Genomic DNA, 14,146 nt, shown 5'->3' with positions numbered 1-14,146 from the left:
AAACTCTAATTTTGAAAGACACAAAATCCGTCTTTTATGAAAATCTCACTGACCCAAAAATACAATGTCCCAGGTCCTAGATATACGAGTTATCCAACGGTTCCGTATTGGAATGAAGCCTGTTTTACAACAGAAAAATGGATAGAATCTTTTCAAAAAGCATTCACAGAAAGCAATTCACAAAGCGGAATAAGTTTATATATTCATTTACCATTCTGCGAAAGCATGTGTACTTTTTGCGGTTGCAATAAACGAATTACAAAAAACCATTCTGTAGAAGAAACCTATATAAAAGCACTTTTAAAAGAATGGAGCTTATATTGTAAATTATTACCCGAAAAGCCAATTATAAAAGAAATACATTTAGGCGGAGGAACTCCAACTTTTTTTTCAAAAAATAATTTAGAACATCTTATAAATGGCATTTTCAGTTTTGCCAATAAGGCCGAAAACTATGAATTCAGTTTTGAAGGTCATCCTAATAATACCACTTACGAACAACTCAAAAAACTATACGATTTAGGCTTTCGCCGAGTAAGTTTTGGTGTTCAGGATTATTCCGAAAAAGTACAAAAAGCAATACACCGAATCCAACCTTTTCATAATGTTGCCAAAGTGACTTTTTGGGCAAAAGAAATTGGCTATACTTCTATCGGTCACGATATTATATTTGGATTACCTTTTCAAACTATTGAAGATGTTATCGATACGATCGAAAAAACAAATTCTCTTAAACCAGATCGTCTGGCATTTTACAGTTATGCTCATGTGCCTTGGATAAAAGGAAACGGACAACGTGGTTTCAATGATGAAAACCTTCCAAAAGATGCCGAAAAAAGACAATTATACGAAGTTGGAAAACAACTACTTTCTAAAAATGGCTATGACGAAATTGGAATGGACCATTTTGCTTTAGAATCTGATAGTTTACATAAAGCAACACAAAACAAAAAGCTACATCGAAATTTTATGGGATATAGTGCTTCAAAAACTCAATTGATGATTGGTTTAGGAGTTTCTTCTATTAGTGACAGTTGGTATAGTTTTGCTCAAAACACAAAAAATCTGGAAGATTATTACCAGTTATTAGAATGGGATAAACTTCCAATTGTTAAAGGTCATATCTTAGATAATGAAGATTTAATTATTCGAAAACATATTTTGAACTTAACTTGTGAATTTGAAACTTCCTGGTCTAATGAATCATTATACTTCCAAGAACTTCCAAGTGTTTTATTAGATTTAAAAGAAATAGAAAAAGATCAATTAATTATAATTGAAGAAAATAAGATTAAAATCACAGAAGCTGGAAAACCATTCGTTCGAAATATTTGTATGGCATTTGATTTGCATCTAAAAAGAAAATCACCGGAAACTAATTTGTTTTCAATGACGGTTTAATGACAATTAGGAGTTCCTTGTACAAACAAACTCATATTTGATGGAGAAATATAAGGAATTCCTAAACCAAGTCCTCTAAGGATGAATAGTACTCCAATAATAACAGCAACATAGGGAATTGCTTTTTGAATTTTATTTCTAAAAGGAAGTTTTATCAACGAATTGACATACACTACAATTGTCATAAGCGGCATTGTTCCCAAGCCGAATAAGATCATATACAAAACTCCAAAACTGGCACTTTGCATGGCAATAGCGCCAAACAAAGCTACATATACCATTCCGCAAGGCAAAAAGCCATTTAATAATCCAATTGTAAAAAGAGATTTATAAGTTTTCTTTTTAAATTGATTTCCTAAGCTTGATTTTATTTTTGAGATGATTTTGTAAATAGGTTTTGAGAAATTATACTTAGAAAAAACTCTCTCCGGAATTAAAACCACGATTATCATTGCTACACCAATAAAAATGGACATTTTTTGTTGCAACCCCGCCAGAAAAAAACCTCTTCCTAATAAACCAAAAATCAAACCTATTGTTGCATAAGCTGTCAAACGACCTAAATGATAGGTTATAATTTGAGTTACTCGCTTAGCTTCATTTTGTCTATCTACCGGTAACATCATAGCAATTGGACCACACATTCCTATGCAGTGCAAACTACTAATTAATCCTAATATAAAAGTTGAGTACAACATTTGCTATATATTTTTCTTTTTGCCACAGATTAAATTAGATTAAAAAAACTGTTTAAAAAGAATCTATTTAATTCACATAAATCACTTCTTTCGAAAGGTATTTTGTTCCTTTATATTCCCATTCCATATTAACATCCCAACGTCCTTTAATCAACTTCTTTTGCGGAATAAGCAAAGCTGAATTGGTCAAAGCTATTTGGGTATCAAAATCAAATTTCTTGTTTGAAGGTCTGTACAATAATACATTTCCTTTTACTTTATCATTTTCAAAAGTGGCAGGAAAAGCAATTTTTACACCGCTTTCAGTATAAGTAATCGAAGGTTTTTGCTGTAAATCATGAGCATTTTGAATTCGAGCCATTTCGTCCTGAAAATGAGAATCATGTTTGTAATATTCTTCGACAACTAAGTCATTGTCGTATTTATTATTTGATTGTACTTCAAAAACAAAATATAAAATAAAAGTCATAAACAATGCGAATGCAATGACAATTCCTGTTCCCCAATTTATTTTCATCTTAGTATGTTTTTAATTAAAACTTCTTGGTCCTAAAAAATTAGTTGTGGTAGTTTCAATCAACTCTTTGCCGTTGTAAACTCCAATTTCAACTTTGGTTTTATCACTTTCCAAAAGAGCCTGATCAATTTCTATAAATAAGGTTCCTTGCGAAATCCCTTCTTTTAAAACTTTAAAATGTTGATTTCCGACATTTTTAATAGTTCCTTTTTGGTCAATTAATTCGAAATGAATGTCGTGATAATCTTTCATTGTCTTATTAACAATCTTATAAGTATATACATTGCTAATTTTATCTCCTTTGTGCTGAAATAACTGCCCTGGTAAACGTAAAACAATCGCCTGAACATCTGTTCTTAAAAATAGCATTCCAACAAAAACACTTAGCAAAATAAATAAAACAGCCGTGTAGCCTTTCATTCTTGCAGTAAACTTGAAAGGTGCTTTTTTTACAATTTCATCTTCAGATGCATATCTAATAAGTCCTTTAGGCAAACCAACACTTTCCATAATTGTATCGCATTCGTCAATACAAGCGGTACAATTGGTACATTCTAATTGCGTTCCGTTTCTAATGTCGATTCCCATTGGACAAACGTGTACACATTGATGACAATCAATACAATCACCTTTTCCGGTTGCAATCCTATCTTCTTTTTTATTGAATTTTGCGCGCCCAACTTCTTTTTCACCTCGTACAAAATCGTAGGCTACATTAATCGATTTATCGTCTAAAAGTACACCTTGCAATCTTCCGTATGGACAAGCAATAATACAAACCTGTTCACGAAACCAAACAAAAACAAAATAGAAAACTCCGGTAAAGATCAATAAGGCAATAAAATTACTTGCTTGTTTAATTGGTCCTTCCTTAACCATCAAAAATAGTTGATCACTTCCTACCAAATAAGCAAGAAAAACATTGGCGATGCCAAATGAAATCAAGAAAAAAATGATCCATTTGATCGATCTCTTTCGTATTTTTTCTGCGTTCCATTCTTGTCTTGATAATCGCAATTGAGCACCGCGATCACCATCAATCCAATATTCAATTCGGCGAAAAACCATTTCAAGAAAAATAGTTTGTGGACAAATCCAACCGCAAAAAATTCTGCCAAATACAACTGTAAACAAGATAATAAATACAATTCCAACAAGCATTGAAATTACAAAGAGATAAAAATCCTGCGGCCAAAATGGAAATCCAAAAATATTAAATCGACGTTCCATAACATTGAACATCATAAATTGGTTTCCATTTACTTTTATAAACGGATTGGCAACTAAAATAGCCAGCAAAACATAACTAACTATTTTCCTGTATTCATAGAATTTACCAGACGGTTTTTTAGGGAAAATAAATTTTCGATTACCCCCTTCATCAATAGTTCCGATGGTATCTCTAAAAGCTTCGTCTGGTAAATTTGACATGATCTATTATAATTATTTTTTAACTTCAGTACTATCTTTTGCTGTACTTGCTGTGGTATCTTTTGCTGGAGCACTATCATCTACCCAAACTTCTCCTTCTGCTTCTTTTGGGTCTTTTGGATTACTTCCTTGTAAGGAAAGAATGTAACTTGCTACTTTTTGAATTTCCTTAGGTTTTAAGGTTCCTTTCCAGGCAATCATTCCTTTACCATCTCGACCTCCATTTGTTATAGTATGAAAAAGATTTTTAATTCCTCCTCCTAGAATCCAACGATCATCCGTTAAGTTTGGTCCAATTTGCCCACCAGCATCAGCACGGTGACAAGCAGCACAATTGGTTGTGAATATTTCTTTTCCAATTGCTAAATTTTCCGGATCGGTAAGTAAAACAACTGTTTTTTCATCCATTAAATCCGGAGCAGTTTTAAGATATTCGTCTACATCTATTTTTGCCTGAGCCATTTCTTTTTTAAGTTCTGTTTCCTGATCGTCTCCTCCAAAAAGTTCATAACGCGCTACATAGATTACTCCAAAAACAATACAGATATAAAATAAATATACCCACCATGGCGGTAAATTATTGTCTAACTCTTTAATTCCATCATAATCATGATCCATTAGCAAGTCACCTTCTTTTTCAATAGGCTGTGTTTGGGTAAGCTTAAGCATTAAATCTTTATACCAAGTACTTTCTGTTAAGCTCAAACTATTTTCATGTTCCAATTTCGCCTTTTCTTCCGGTGACATCAATTGATACATGACACGATTGACAGCACTTAATGTAATCTCGATTGCTATCAGTATAAATAAAAAGACAAGTAAAAAGACAGAAACCATTGGATATTTTATAAAAGCCGGTTTATCGCCTGAATCTATAAAATATTCCATCAATCCAAAGACGATGAAGAAAATCAGCGGTACTCTTACATATACTGGGAAAAATTTTTTCATATTAAATATCTTTTGAAATTATACCATATCCTTCATCCAAAGGTATTTCACTCATTTCCTGGATTTTTTCTTTTTTATAGGAGAACACCCAAAAGCCTAAGCCAACAAAAAAGAAGAAAAATATCAAGAGAGAAAGTATCGGGTAAATGGCAATACCCGAAATAGTCTCCATATTGTGTTTTATCTGTTCAAACATAATGCTGTTATTTAGATGTCTCTTTTACTTTTATATCAGTTCCAAGTCTTTGTATATAAGCAATCATCGCAACGATTTCTCTTTCATTCATAGGAACAAATTTTTCGCCTTTTGCAGCTGCTTTTTTCTTGCTCTCCTCGTAACTTTTTACATAATCCGGATCGTTTTCTAAGCTTTTCTCTATTGCAAGTGCCTGAGTTCTTAACGTTTTTTGTGCATTTGCAACCTCTGCTTCTGTATAAGGAACTCCAAGTGTAACCATGGCTTGCATTTTCTTTTGAGTTAGGGAAATATCCATTGGCTCATTATCAAACAACCACTTATAACCCGGCATAATTGAACCTGCAGAAATACTTTGCGGATTCCAGAAGTGATTAAAATGCCAGTTATCATTATACTTGCCTCCTACTCTTAACAAATCAGGACCTGTACGTTTTGATCCCCAAAGGAATGGATGATCATATACAAACTCTCCCGCTTTTGATTGTGGTCCATAACGTTCTACTTCACTTCTAAAAGGACGAACTGACTGTGAGTGACAACCTACACAACCTTCTCTGATATATAGATCACGACCTTCAAGCTCTAAAGGTGAATATGGTTTAACACTAGAAATTGTTGGTATATTTGATTTAACCATAATTGTTGGTACGATTTGAATAATACCACCAATCAGAATAGCTATTGTAGCCAAAATGGTTAATTGAATTGGCTTTCTTTCTAACCAGGTATGGAATTTTTCTCCACTTAATCTATTACTGCTTATTCTTTGTAAAGCTGGAGCCTGAGCTAATTCATCTTCGATAGTATGACCAGCTCTAACGGTCATTATTATATTATAAACCAGCGTTAGCATACCAATTAAATACAAACTACCTCCAATTGCTCTCATCCAATATAATGGCATAATAGCTGTAACAGTCTCAAGGAAATTACCATACGTTAATGTCCCGTCTGGATTAAATTGTTTCCACATTGATGCTTGTTGAAAACCAGCTACATACATTGGTAAAGCGTATAAAATAATTCCTAAAGTCCCAATCCAGAAATGGAAATTGGCTAACTTCTTAGAGAATAATGTGCTTTTCGTCATTCGGGGAATCAACCAGTAAATGATACCAAATGACATAAATCCATTCCATGCTAATGCTCCTACGTGAACGTGTGCAATAATCCAATCTGTGTAATGCGCTATCGCATTTACATTTTTTAAAGAAAGCATAGGACCTTCAAAAGTCGCCATTCCGTAACCTGTAATTGCTACTACAAAGAATTTCAAAACTGGTTCTTCACGAACCTTGTCCCAAGCACCTCTTAATGTCAATAATCCGTTGATCATTCCTCCCCAAGAAGGAGCAATTAACATTACTGAAAATGCAACTCCTAAATTCTGAGCCCAGTTTGGTAAAGCTGAGTATAATAGATGGTGTGGTCCCGCCCAGATATAAATAAATATCAAAGACCAAAAGTGAATAATTGATAAACGATACGAGTAAATAGGACGATTAGCTACTTTAGGGATGAAGTAATACATTAATCCTAAAAATGGTGTCGTTAAGAAAAATGCAACCGCATTATGACCGTACCACCATTGTACCAAAGCATCCTGAACTCCCGCATAAACAGAATAACTTTTTAAAGCTGAAACCGGAAGCTCAATATTATTGAAAATATGCAAAACAGCAACTGTTACAAATGTTGCAAGATAGAACCAGATTGCAACATATAAATGACGCTCTCTACGACGTAACATCGTACCAATCATATTGATTCCCATTACAACCCAAATAAGCGCAATCGCAATATCAATTGGCCATTCTAATTCGGCATATTCTTTTGATGAAGTATAACCTAATGGTAATGTTATAGCTGCCGCTACAATAATAAGCTGCCAACCCCAAAAATGTAAGTTACTTAAAAAATCACTGAACATTCTGGCTTTTAACAAGCGCTGTAGCGAATAATACATACCGGCAAAAAACGCATTTCCGACAAAGGCAAAAATAACTGCATTGGTATGTAATGGTCTTAAACGACCGTAACTAAGCCATGAAATCCCATCTGTTATGTTGGGAAAAAGGTACATAACCGCTAAGGTTAGCCCCACTAACATACCTACTACTCCAAAAAGGATAGTGGCATAAATGAATTTTTTTACAATTTTGTTGTCGTAGTAAAACTGTTCCATTTCCATAATTATACTTGTTTTTCTTCGGTTGGTGAATTATTATTTTGTGGGGTAATTTTGGTTTCGTCGTCAAAAAGCATTCTGACTGAAGGAGTATAATCGTCATCATATTGTCCGGATTTAACAGCCACAATAAAAGCAATAAAAAACCCAATTGCGACGAAAATACTTACTGAAATTAATAGATAAATAACACTCATACCATAAATTTATGTTAACAAAATTAATACGTTAGAGGCGGGTAAAATATGATAATTATCATACTATAAGGAGATAAGTTAAATTTAACTAAAAATAACATTGAATTATTTATAATCGTTTTAAATTACTAGCACTGAAATAGTTAGACATAAAAGTCACAAAACTTACTATCGTAATAGTACTTAAAGGCATGATAATCGCCGCAACTAAAGGAAGTAGATTGCCAGTAATAGCAAAGGAAAGTCCTACAATATTATAAAGTAATGATAAGACAAAACTCATCTTTATTATTGTAATTGATTTTTGCGATAATCTTAAAAAATAATCCAGTCGCGAAAATTCACTTGCTGCTAAAATCGCATCACAAGCAGGAGAAAACACATTCACATTTTCAGAAATAGAGATCCCAACATTACTCTGCGCTAATGCTCCGGCATCATTTAAACCGTCTCCAACCATCATCACATTTTGACCACTTTCTTGTAGTTTTTTGATAAACTCCAGTTTCTGTTCTGGTTTTTGATTAAAAATCAATTCTGTATTTTTTGGCAAAATCGCTTCCAAATTAGAACGTTCTCCATCATTATCTCCCGAAAGTACTTTTATTTGATAGTCTTTACTCAATGTGAGAAATAGTTTTTCTAAGCCTTCTCGATATTGATTCTGGAATGTGAATTTCCCATAATAAGTATCATTGATCCTAATATGCAGGCCTGTTTTTTCAATTTCTGAAAGATCCGAAACTGGACTATCTACAAACTCTGCAGAACCAATTTTAATTAATTTATTTTCTGTAAAAGCTTGAATTCCTCTTCCTGTTATCTCCTGAAAATCATCTATTGCAAGCCTTTTTGATTCGGGTAAAAAATCATATAACATTCGGCTTAAAGGATGATTTGAGCCGCGAAGAACATTTTTAATAAGTATAAAATCTTCTTCACTCAATTTATCACCTTCATATTGAATATTTGATTTTTTGTTGGTTGTAATTGTTCCGGTTTTATCAAAAACTATCGTATCAACTCTTGCTAATTGTTCAATTACTAAAGCATTTTTAAGGTACATTTTCTGCTTACCCATTATTCGAAGAATATTTCCAAAAGTAAACGGTGCTGTAAGAGCCAATGCACAAGGACAAGCTACAATTAAAACTGCTGTAAAAACATTGAAAGCGGTATTGGCATCAATAAATATCCAATACCCAAATCCTCCAAAAGCAATTAATAATAATATAGGTGTGAAATAACGACTAATTGCATCTGTAATGGTTTTGTGTTTTTGAAATACCTTTTTCTGAAAAATTTCATTGCTCCATAATTGCGTCAGATAGCTTTGCGAAACAGAATGTAAAACTTCCATCTCTACAACTTTACCTATTTGTTTTCCGCCAGCAAATACCTTGTCTCCAGATTTTTTTGTTATCGGAACCGCTTCACCTGTAACAAAACTATAATCAATTTCGGTACTTTCACTTATTAAAATACCGTCAACTGGAATTAATTCCTGATTTCTTATTAGTAGACGATTACCTTTTAAAATATCATAAATAGGTACGCTTTCTTCAGAAGTATCTGAATTAATTCTAGTAACAGCAATTGGAAAATAAGATTTAAAATCTCTTTCGAAACTTAAAAAACTATAAGTCTTTATTTGAAACATTTTTCCGAGTAACATGAAAAATACCAATCCTGTTAAACTGTCAAAAAAACCGGATCCATAATTCATAACAATGTCAAACGTACTTCGCACAAACATTACAATAATTCCTAAAGCAATTGGAATATCGATGTTTAACATTCTCGATTTTATACTTTTATAAGCAGAAACATAATAACCGCTTGCTGAATATAAAAAGCTTGGCAATGCCAAAACAAAGATTAAAATTCTAAAAAAAGGTTTATAATTATCAAGCCAGAACTCTTTGATTTCAAAGTATTCCGGAAAAGAAAGCAACATAATGTTTCCAAAACAAAAAAAGGCAACACCAAGTTTGTAGGTTAAACTACGATCAACACTATTTTTTCCTGTCTCGTAATTTTCTAAACTTATATAAGGTTCATAACCGATTGAGCTAAGCAAATTAACAATATCCTTAAGGGAAACAAGATCTGAATTGAAAGTAATTCGAACTCTTTTTTCAGGAAAATTAACCTGAGAAGTGCTTATTCCGGATTGAATTCGATTTAGATTTTCAAGAATCCAAATACAAGAACTACAATGAATATGAGGAATATTTAAAGAAACTATTGCGGTGTTTCCTTCTTGGAATTCTAATACTTTTGATAAAATAGCTTCATTATCCAGGAAATCATATTTACCTTGTATATCTTGAGGAGTAGCTCCCGGCGATTTTTCAAAATCATAATAACAGGTTAAATCATGAAGACTAAAAATTTCGTAAACTGTTTTACAACCGTTGCAACAAAACTTTTTTTCATCAAAATTGATTTCTTCATTTTTAGGAATGGTAAGTCCACAATGAAAGCAACCCTGCTCACTCATAATTTGTTTTTTTTAGTGTAACAAATATTCCAAATAAGAAGCGAATTTAAATATGACATTTATCATATTGCATTTAAATCGAATTCTAATGTACCAAATAAATCTGGTAAATAACAACATAAGACTTTTTATATGATTTTTCAGTAATAATAACACCTTCGAAAGCTAATAATAGTTAATTTTGCATTAAATATTTTTGCTATGAATAAATGTGACCAATGTATCGTAAGACAGTTATCTTCTCTTAAAGCACTGAATAAAGACGAGGTTATAAAGTTGGCTAATAGCAAATCTACTTACAACATTAAAAAAGGCGAAGCTATTTTTGAAGAAGGCGAATTAACAAATGGTGTTTTTTGTATAAAAGATGGTGTTGGAAAACTTTCTAAATTAAGCGCCAACGGAAAAGATCAGATTATTAAGCTGGTAAAATCAGGTGAACTTTTAGGACAACGCTCTATGATTAGTAATGAGCCTGCAAATTTGACTGCAAAAGCTGTTGCTGATATGGAAGTTTGCTTTATTCCGAAAAGCGAAATCATACATTTCTTCAATACTAACAATCAATTCTCAATGAACCTGATGCAATCTGTCTGTGAAGATTTGAAAGAATCTGAAAACGAAAAAATTGCGTTAGTTCAAAAAACCGTAAAACAACGATTAGCAGAAACTTTGCTGTACTTGTATGATGCATTTGGAGAAAATACAGATAAAACTCTAAAAGTACAACTTAGCAGAGAAGAATTAGCCGGAATGATTGGAACCGCAACAGAAAGCTGCATTCGATTGTTATCTGACTTTAATAAACTGGAATTGATTGAATTACTAGGTAAAAAAATAATCCTTAAAAACATAAAAGCATTAAAAAAACTAGCTGAATAGTTATAGTTTTTTAGCTTCGTTCCAAAACACGTCCATTTCTGCCAAAGTCATATCCATCAAAGGTTTTCCCAATTCACCAGCTTTACTTTCAAGATATTGAAAACGCTTTATAAACTTTTTGTTTGTACGCTCTAAAGCATCTTCGGGATTTACATTTAGAAATCGTGCATAATTAATCATCGAGAATAAAACATCTCCAAATTCGGCTTCAATTTTATCCTGATCACCGGATTCTACCTCAACTTGTAATTCTTCAAGTTCTTCCTGCACTTTATCCCAAACCTGATGTGGTTCTTCCCAGTCAAAACCTACTCCTTTTACTTTATCCTGAATTCGGCTTGCTTTTACTAATGCCGGCAAACTTCTTGGAACACCTTCTAAAACTGATTTTTTACCTTCTTTAAGCTTTAACTTTTCCCAATTTTGTTTGACTTCTTCTTCGTCTTTAACAACTGTATCGCTATAAATATGAGGATGACGGTGGATTAACTTATCACAAATCTCATTACAAACATCTGCAATATCAAAATCATTGGTTTCAGAACCAATTTTAGCATAAAAAACAATATGTAGTAATAAATCACCTAATTCTTTTTTAACTTCATTCAGATCATTATCCAAAATGGCATCACCTAATTCATAAGTTTCTTCAATTGTAAGATGTCTGAGCGTCTGCAAAGTTTGCTTTTTATCCCAAGGACATTGCTCACGAAGCTCATCCATTATAATTAATAATCTTTCGAAGGCCTTAAGTTGAAGTTCTTTGCTCATTTTTTCTATTGTTAAATCAAAATTAAATATTTTATTAATTAAATGATGTATAAAAACAAAAAAGAAGGTCTATTATGACCTTCTTTTTTATTAAATAAAAATATTATATTGATTCCTTAATTATTCGCCCATTTAAAGGCTGTACATTCCTAAAATTATTAACTGGCATTATCTTTCTTAAGTCTTCAATTATTTTTAAAGAAACACCTACAGGGTTTTTAAAAATATACCATTGAACTCCTTCGGTACAAGGTGGTGTAGTAAGCGAGCCTGTATACGTGTAATATGCTTGATTTTCCGGCAGTACTTTATTTATATTAAAATCTTCATTTACTTTTATACTCTCATTAACTTTTAGAGGCAAAAATTTATCAAGAAATTCAAAAGCCTCATTGATTTGTTTATCTTCCTGAGCCATAATTGCAAGTACGACATACTTTCCTTCTTTGTTCATATGAACCATATGAATAACTAATGGATATCTCACGCCACGAATGGTATGTTCTGCAGGTTCGTGAAAATGAAATTGTTTTAACTCATATTTATCACCATCGACCATAATATAATCGTCCGGCTCAAAATCAACCTGAATAGAATGTCCATTATTTATAATATCATGGATTTTTGTTTTTTCATTGTAATGAAATTCAATTGGCAATAAAGTTTTATCAGTTTCCGTCTCCATTATATCTATCGGCGATTGTGCTCTTCCTCCACAATCATTCTGATCAATTTCTGACCAATGTTCCGGTCCGGTTTCACCTTCGTAATTCCAATGTTTTTTTTCTACTTCTTTTGTATTATTTTTATCTGTACATGCAATAAACATCATCAGAACTGAAGCAAACAAAATTTTTGCGGTAACTCTTTTCATTTTTTTTATTTAAAATTTAATTTAAAATAATCTCGATTTACAATTACTTCCTAAAATCAAGAATTATGTACGTGACATAATCCTTTTCTTTAAATCAATAATTAATAGATATATTTTCTTACAAAATTAAATTTTAAATTTAGTTTCACACTATCAGAAATCATAAATAAAATACAAATAATACTTACAAAAAAAATCCTGTTAAGAAAACATCTCAACAGGATTAATATATTTTGAATGTAAAAATTTACTATTCTTCTTTTTTAGCTTTTGCTTTTTTAGCAGCTGGAGCTTTTTTTGGTTTCTCTTCAACAACTGGAGCTTCCTCAGTAGTTTCAGCAGCAGCTGGAGCTTCATCAGTAACTAAACCTTTTGCCTCAAGTGTATTGTACCAGTTTAATACTTTTTTAATATCAGAAGGATAAACTCTTTCTTCATCATAATCAGGTAAAATTTCTTTGAAATAAGCTGCTAATGTAGCATTGTCTTCTTTGTGCGAAATAGCTTGACCTTTATTTTCTTTAGTTGCAATACGTTGCATTACTTCAGTTAATGGTTTCTCGCCATCGTGTGTATAAATTGAAATTTCAGACAATAAGCTTACATTACTTTTTAAGTTTACTGTGATTTTTTTTCCATCTAATAATGATTCTGCCACAAAACCTGTACGAGTTTGTACTTTCAATACATATAAACCTGGTTTCCCAGAAATGGCTAAAATTTTCTCTAAATTCATGTTTATTAAAATTAGTATTAAGAATTTGATTTATTATATTTTGTCGATTCTAAACTTACTTTAGAATACTTATCTTCCTTTTTTAGCAGCAGCAAATTTCATTCTGTACTCTTGAAAAGTCTTACCTTCAGTAATATTTTTCAATTTCTTTTGAATCAAACGTTTTTTCAATGAAGATATTTTATCCGTAAATAAAACGCCTTCGATATGATCATATTCGTGCTGAATAACTCTTGCTATTAAACCATCAAAAACCTCTGTTTTCATTACGAAATCTTCTTCACAATATTCGATCGTAACAGTTGGTTTTCTATAAACATCTTCGCGAACATCCGGAATACTTAAGCATCCTTCGTTAAAACTCCACTCCTCACCTTCTTCTTTAACTATCTTAGCATTGATAAAAGTCTTCTTAAAGCCTTTTAAATCTTCTTGCTCTTCTGACGGTAAATCTTCATCATCGCTAAAAGGAGTCGTATCAATCACAAACAAACGAATTGCCATACCTACTTGCGGTGCAGCAAGTCCAACACCATAAGCGTTGTACATGGTTTCATACATGTTTGCTATCGTTTCTTTTAAGTTTGGGTAATCTGGCGTAATCGCCTCACCCACTTTTCTTAAAACAGGATCACCATATCCTACAATTGGTAAAATCATTTGTATTATTTTAATGTATTATCTACTGAAAAACCTAAATTTAGTCCTCCTTAATTCAGGTGGCAAAAATAGTAAAAAATAGTCAATGAATAATTTTCTACAATAGAATATCTCTTCTTTTTGTTTATCACGCAAAAT

General features: G+C 32.1%; 14 protein-coding genes. 2 read left to right on the top strand and 12 right to left on the bottom strand.

Features of this window, described 5'->3' with window-relative positions; all coding sequences use genetic code 11:
- Window positions 1-36 precede the first annotated feature (36 nt).
- Window positions 37-1,401, top strand: a complete 1,365-nt coding sequence (gene hemN, locus CLU81_RS21340; protein WP_099711655.1) for an oxygen-independent coproporphyrinogen III oxidase — start codon at window positions 37-39, stop codon at window positions 1,399-1,401.
- Here the strand turns inward: hemN and CLU81_RS21335 are convergent.
- The 8 genes from CLU81_RS21335 to CLU81_RS21300 form a co-directional block, all read right to left on the bottom strand.
- Window positions 1,398-2,099 carry a sulfite exporter TauE/SafE family protein gene (locus CLU81_RS21335; protein ID WP_099711654.1) on the bottom strand — a complete coding sequence of 234 codons (702 nt, stop codon included), beginning with the start codon at window positions 2,097-2,099 and terminating at the stop codon, window positions 1,398-1,400. The genes hemN and CLU81_RS21335 overlap by 4 nt on opposite strands.
- A gap of 67 nt (window positions 2,100-2,166) precedes the next feature.
- On the bottom strand, window positions 2,167-2,616 hold the full coding sequence (locus CLU81_RS21330; RefSeq protein ID WP_099711653.1) for a FixH family protein: 450 nt from the start codon (window positions 2,614-2,616) through the stop codon (window positions 2,167-2,169).
- A 12-nt stretch (window positions 2,617-2,628) separates the two neighbouring features.
- A complete protein-coding gene (gene ccoG / locus CLU81_RS21325) occupies window positions 2,629-4,047 on the bottom strand; it encodes a cytochrome c oxidase accessory protein CcoG (protein ID WP_099711652.1) in 1,419 nt (472 codons plus the stop codon).
- Window positions 4,048-4,059: 12 nt separating this feature from the next.
- Entirely contained in the window at window positions 4,060-4,998 is a 939-nt protein-coding gene (locus CLU81_RS21320; protein ID WP_099711651.1) for a cbb3-type cytochrome c oxidase N-terminal domain-containing protein, read from the bottom strand.
- 1 nt (window position 4,999) lies between these two features.
- Window positions 5,000-5,194, bottom strand: a complete 195-nt coding sequence (locus CLU81_RS21315) for a CcoQ/FixQ family Cbb3-type cytochrome c oxidase assembly chaperone (RefSeq protein ID WP_099711650.1) — start codon at window positions 5,192-5,194, stop codon at window positions 5,000-5,002.
- A 7-nt stretch (window positions 5,195-5,201) separates the two neighbouring features.
- Window positions 5,202-7,388, bottom strand: a complete 2,187-nt coding sequence (ccoN, locus tag CLU81_RS21310; RefSeq protein WP_099711649.1) for a cytochrome-c oxidase, cbb3-type subunit I — start codon at window positions 7,386-7,388, stop codon at window positions 5,202-5,204.
- A 2-nt stretch (window positions 7,389-7,390) separates the two neighbouring features.
- On the bottom strand, window positions 7,391-7,582 hold the full coding sequence (gene ccoS / locus CLU81_RS21305) for a cbb3-type cytochrome oxidase assembly protein CcoS (RefSeq protein WP_041517968.1): 192 nt from the start codon (window positions 7,580-7,582) through the stop codon (window positions 7,391-7,393).
- Window positions 7,583-7,691: 109 nt separating this feature from the next.
- Window positions 7,692-10,085, bottom strand: coding sequence for a heavy metal translocating P-type ATPase metal-binding domain-containing protein (locus CLU81_RS21300; protein ID WP_099711648.1), 2,394 nt, complete (start codon window positions 10,083-10,085; stop codon window positions 7,692-7,694).
- Window positions 10,086-10,286: 201 nt separating this feature from the next.
- Between CLU81_RS21300 and CLU81_RS21295 the strand changes: the two genes are divergently transcribed.
- Window positions 10,287-10,967: a Crp/Fnr family transcriptional regulator gene (locus CLU81_RS21295; RefSeq protein WP_099711647.1), complete on the top strand. Its 681-nt coding sequence runs from the start codon at window positions 10,287-10,289 to the stop codon at window positions 10,965-10,967.
- On the opposite strand, the gene mazG is transcribed toward CLU81_RS21295, so the two are convergent.
- The 4 genes from mazG to def all read right to left on the bottom strand — a co-directional run bounded on the left by mazG (window position 10,968) and on the right by def (window position 14,008).
- Window positions 10,968-11,738, bottom strand: coding sequence for a nucleoside triphosphate pyrophosphohydrolase (gene mazG / locus CLU81_RS21290; RefSeq protein WP_099711646.1), 771 nt, complete (start codon window positions 11,736-11,738; stop codon window positions 10,968-10,970).
- A 103-nt stretch (window positions 11,739-11,841) separates the two neighbouring features.
- Entirely contained in the window at window positions 11,842-12,612 is a 771-nt protein-coding gene (locus CLU81_RS21285) for a carbonic anhydrase (protein ID WP_099711645.1), read from the bottom strand.
- 250 nt (window positions 12,613-12,862) lie between these two features.
- Window positions 12,863-13,348 carry a DUF5606 domain-containing protein gene (locus CLU81_RS21280; protein WP_099711644.1) on the bottom strand — a complete coding sequence of 162 codons (486 nt, stop codon included), beginning with the start codon at window positions 13,346-13,348 and terminating at the stop codon, window positions 12,863-12,865.
- 69 nt (window positions 13,349-13,417) lie between these two features.
- Entirely contained in the window at window positions 13,418-14,008 is a 591-nt protein-coding gene (gene def / locus CLU81_RS21275) for a peptide deformylase (RefSeq protein ID WP_099711643.1), read from the bottom strand.
- Window positions 14,009-14,146: the final 138 nt, after the last annotated feature.

This window comes from Flavobacterium sp. 9 (assembly GCF_002754195.1).
GTDB lineage: Bacteria > Bacteroidota > Bacteroidia > Flavobacteriales > Flavobacteriaceae > Flavobacterium.
The sequence above is the reverse complement of the archived record's forward strand: the minus strand, read 5'-3'. Positions and strand labels throughout refer to the sequence as shown.

Coding starts and splice junctions, on each gene's coding strand:
- hemN (WP_099711655.1), top strand. CDS start 37: ATGAAAATCTCACTGACCCAAAAATACAATGTCCCAGGTCCTAGATAT.
- CLU81_RS21335 (WP_099711654.1), bottom strand. CDS start 2,099: ATGTTGTACTCAACTTTTATATTAGGATTAATTAGTAGTTTGCACTGC.
- CLU81_RS21285 (WP_099711645.1), bottom strand. CDS start 12,612: ATGAAAAGAGTTACCGCAAAAATTTTGTTTGCTTCAGTTCTGATGATG.
- ccoS (WP_041517968.1), bottom strand. CDS start 7,582: ATGAGTGTTATTTATCTATTAATTTCAGTAAGTATTTTCGTCGCAATT.
- mazG (WP_099711646.1), bottom strand. CDS start 11,738: ATGAGCAAAGAACTTCAACTTAAGGCCTTCGAAAGATTATTAATTATA.
- CLU81_RS21280 (WP_099711644.1), bottom strand. CDS start 13,348: ATGAATTTAGAGAAAATTTTAGCCATTTCTGGGAAACCAGGTTTATAT.
- def (WP_099711643.1), bottom strand. CDS start 14,008: ATGATTTTACCAATTGTAGGATATGGTGATCCTGTTTTAAGAAAAGTG.
- CLU81_RS21315 (WP_099711650.1), bottom strand. CDS start 5,194: ATGTTTGAACAGATAAAACACAATATGGAGACTATTTCGGGTATTGCC.
- ccoN (WP_099711649.1), bottom strand. CDS start 7,388: ATGGAAATGGAACAGTTTTACTACGACAACAAAATTGTAAAAAAATTC.
- ccoG (WP_099711652.1), bottom strand. CDS start 4,047: ATGTCAAATTTACCAGACGAAGCTTTTAGAGATACCATCGGAACTATT.
- CLU81_RS21330 (WP_099711653.1), bottom strand. CDS start 2,616: ATGAAAATAAATTGGGGAACAGGAATTGTCATTGCATTCGCATTGTTT.
- CLU81_RS21295 (WP_099711647.1), top strand. CDS start 10,287: ATGAATAAATGTGACCAATGTATCGTAAGACAGTTATCTTCTCTTAAA.
- CLU81_RS21320 (WP_099711651.1), bottom strand. CDS start 4,998: ATGAAAAAATTTTTCCCAGTATATGTAAGAGTACCGCTGATTTTCTTC.
- CLU81_RS21300 (WP_099711648.1), bottom strand. CDS start 10,085: ATGAGTGAGCAGGGTTGCTTTCATTGTGGACTTACCATTCCTAAAAAT.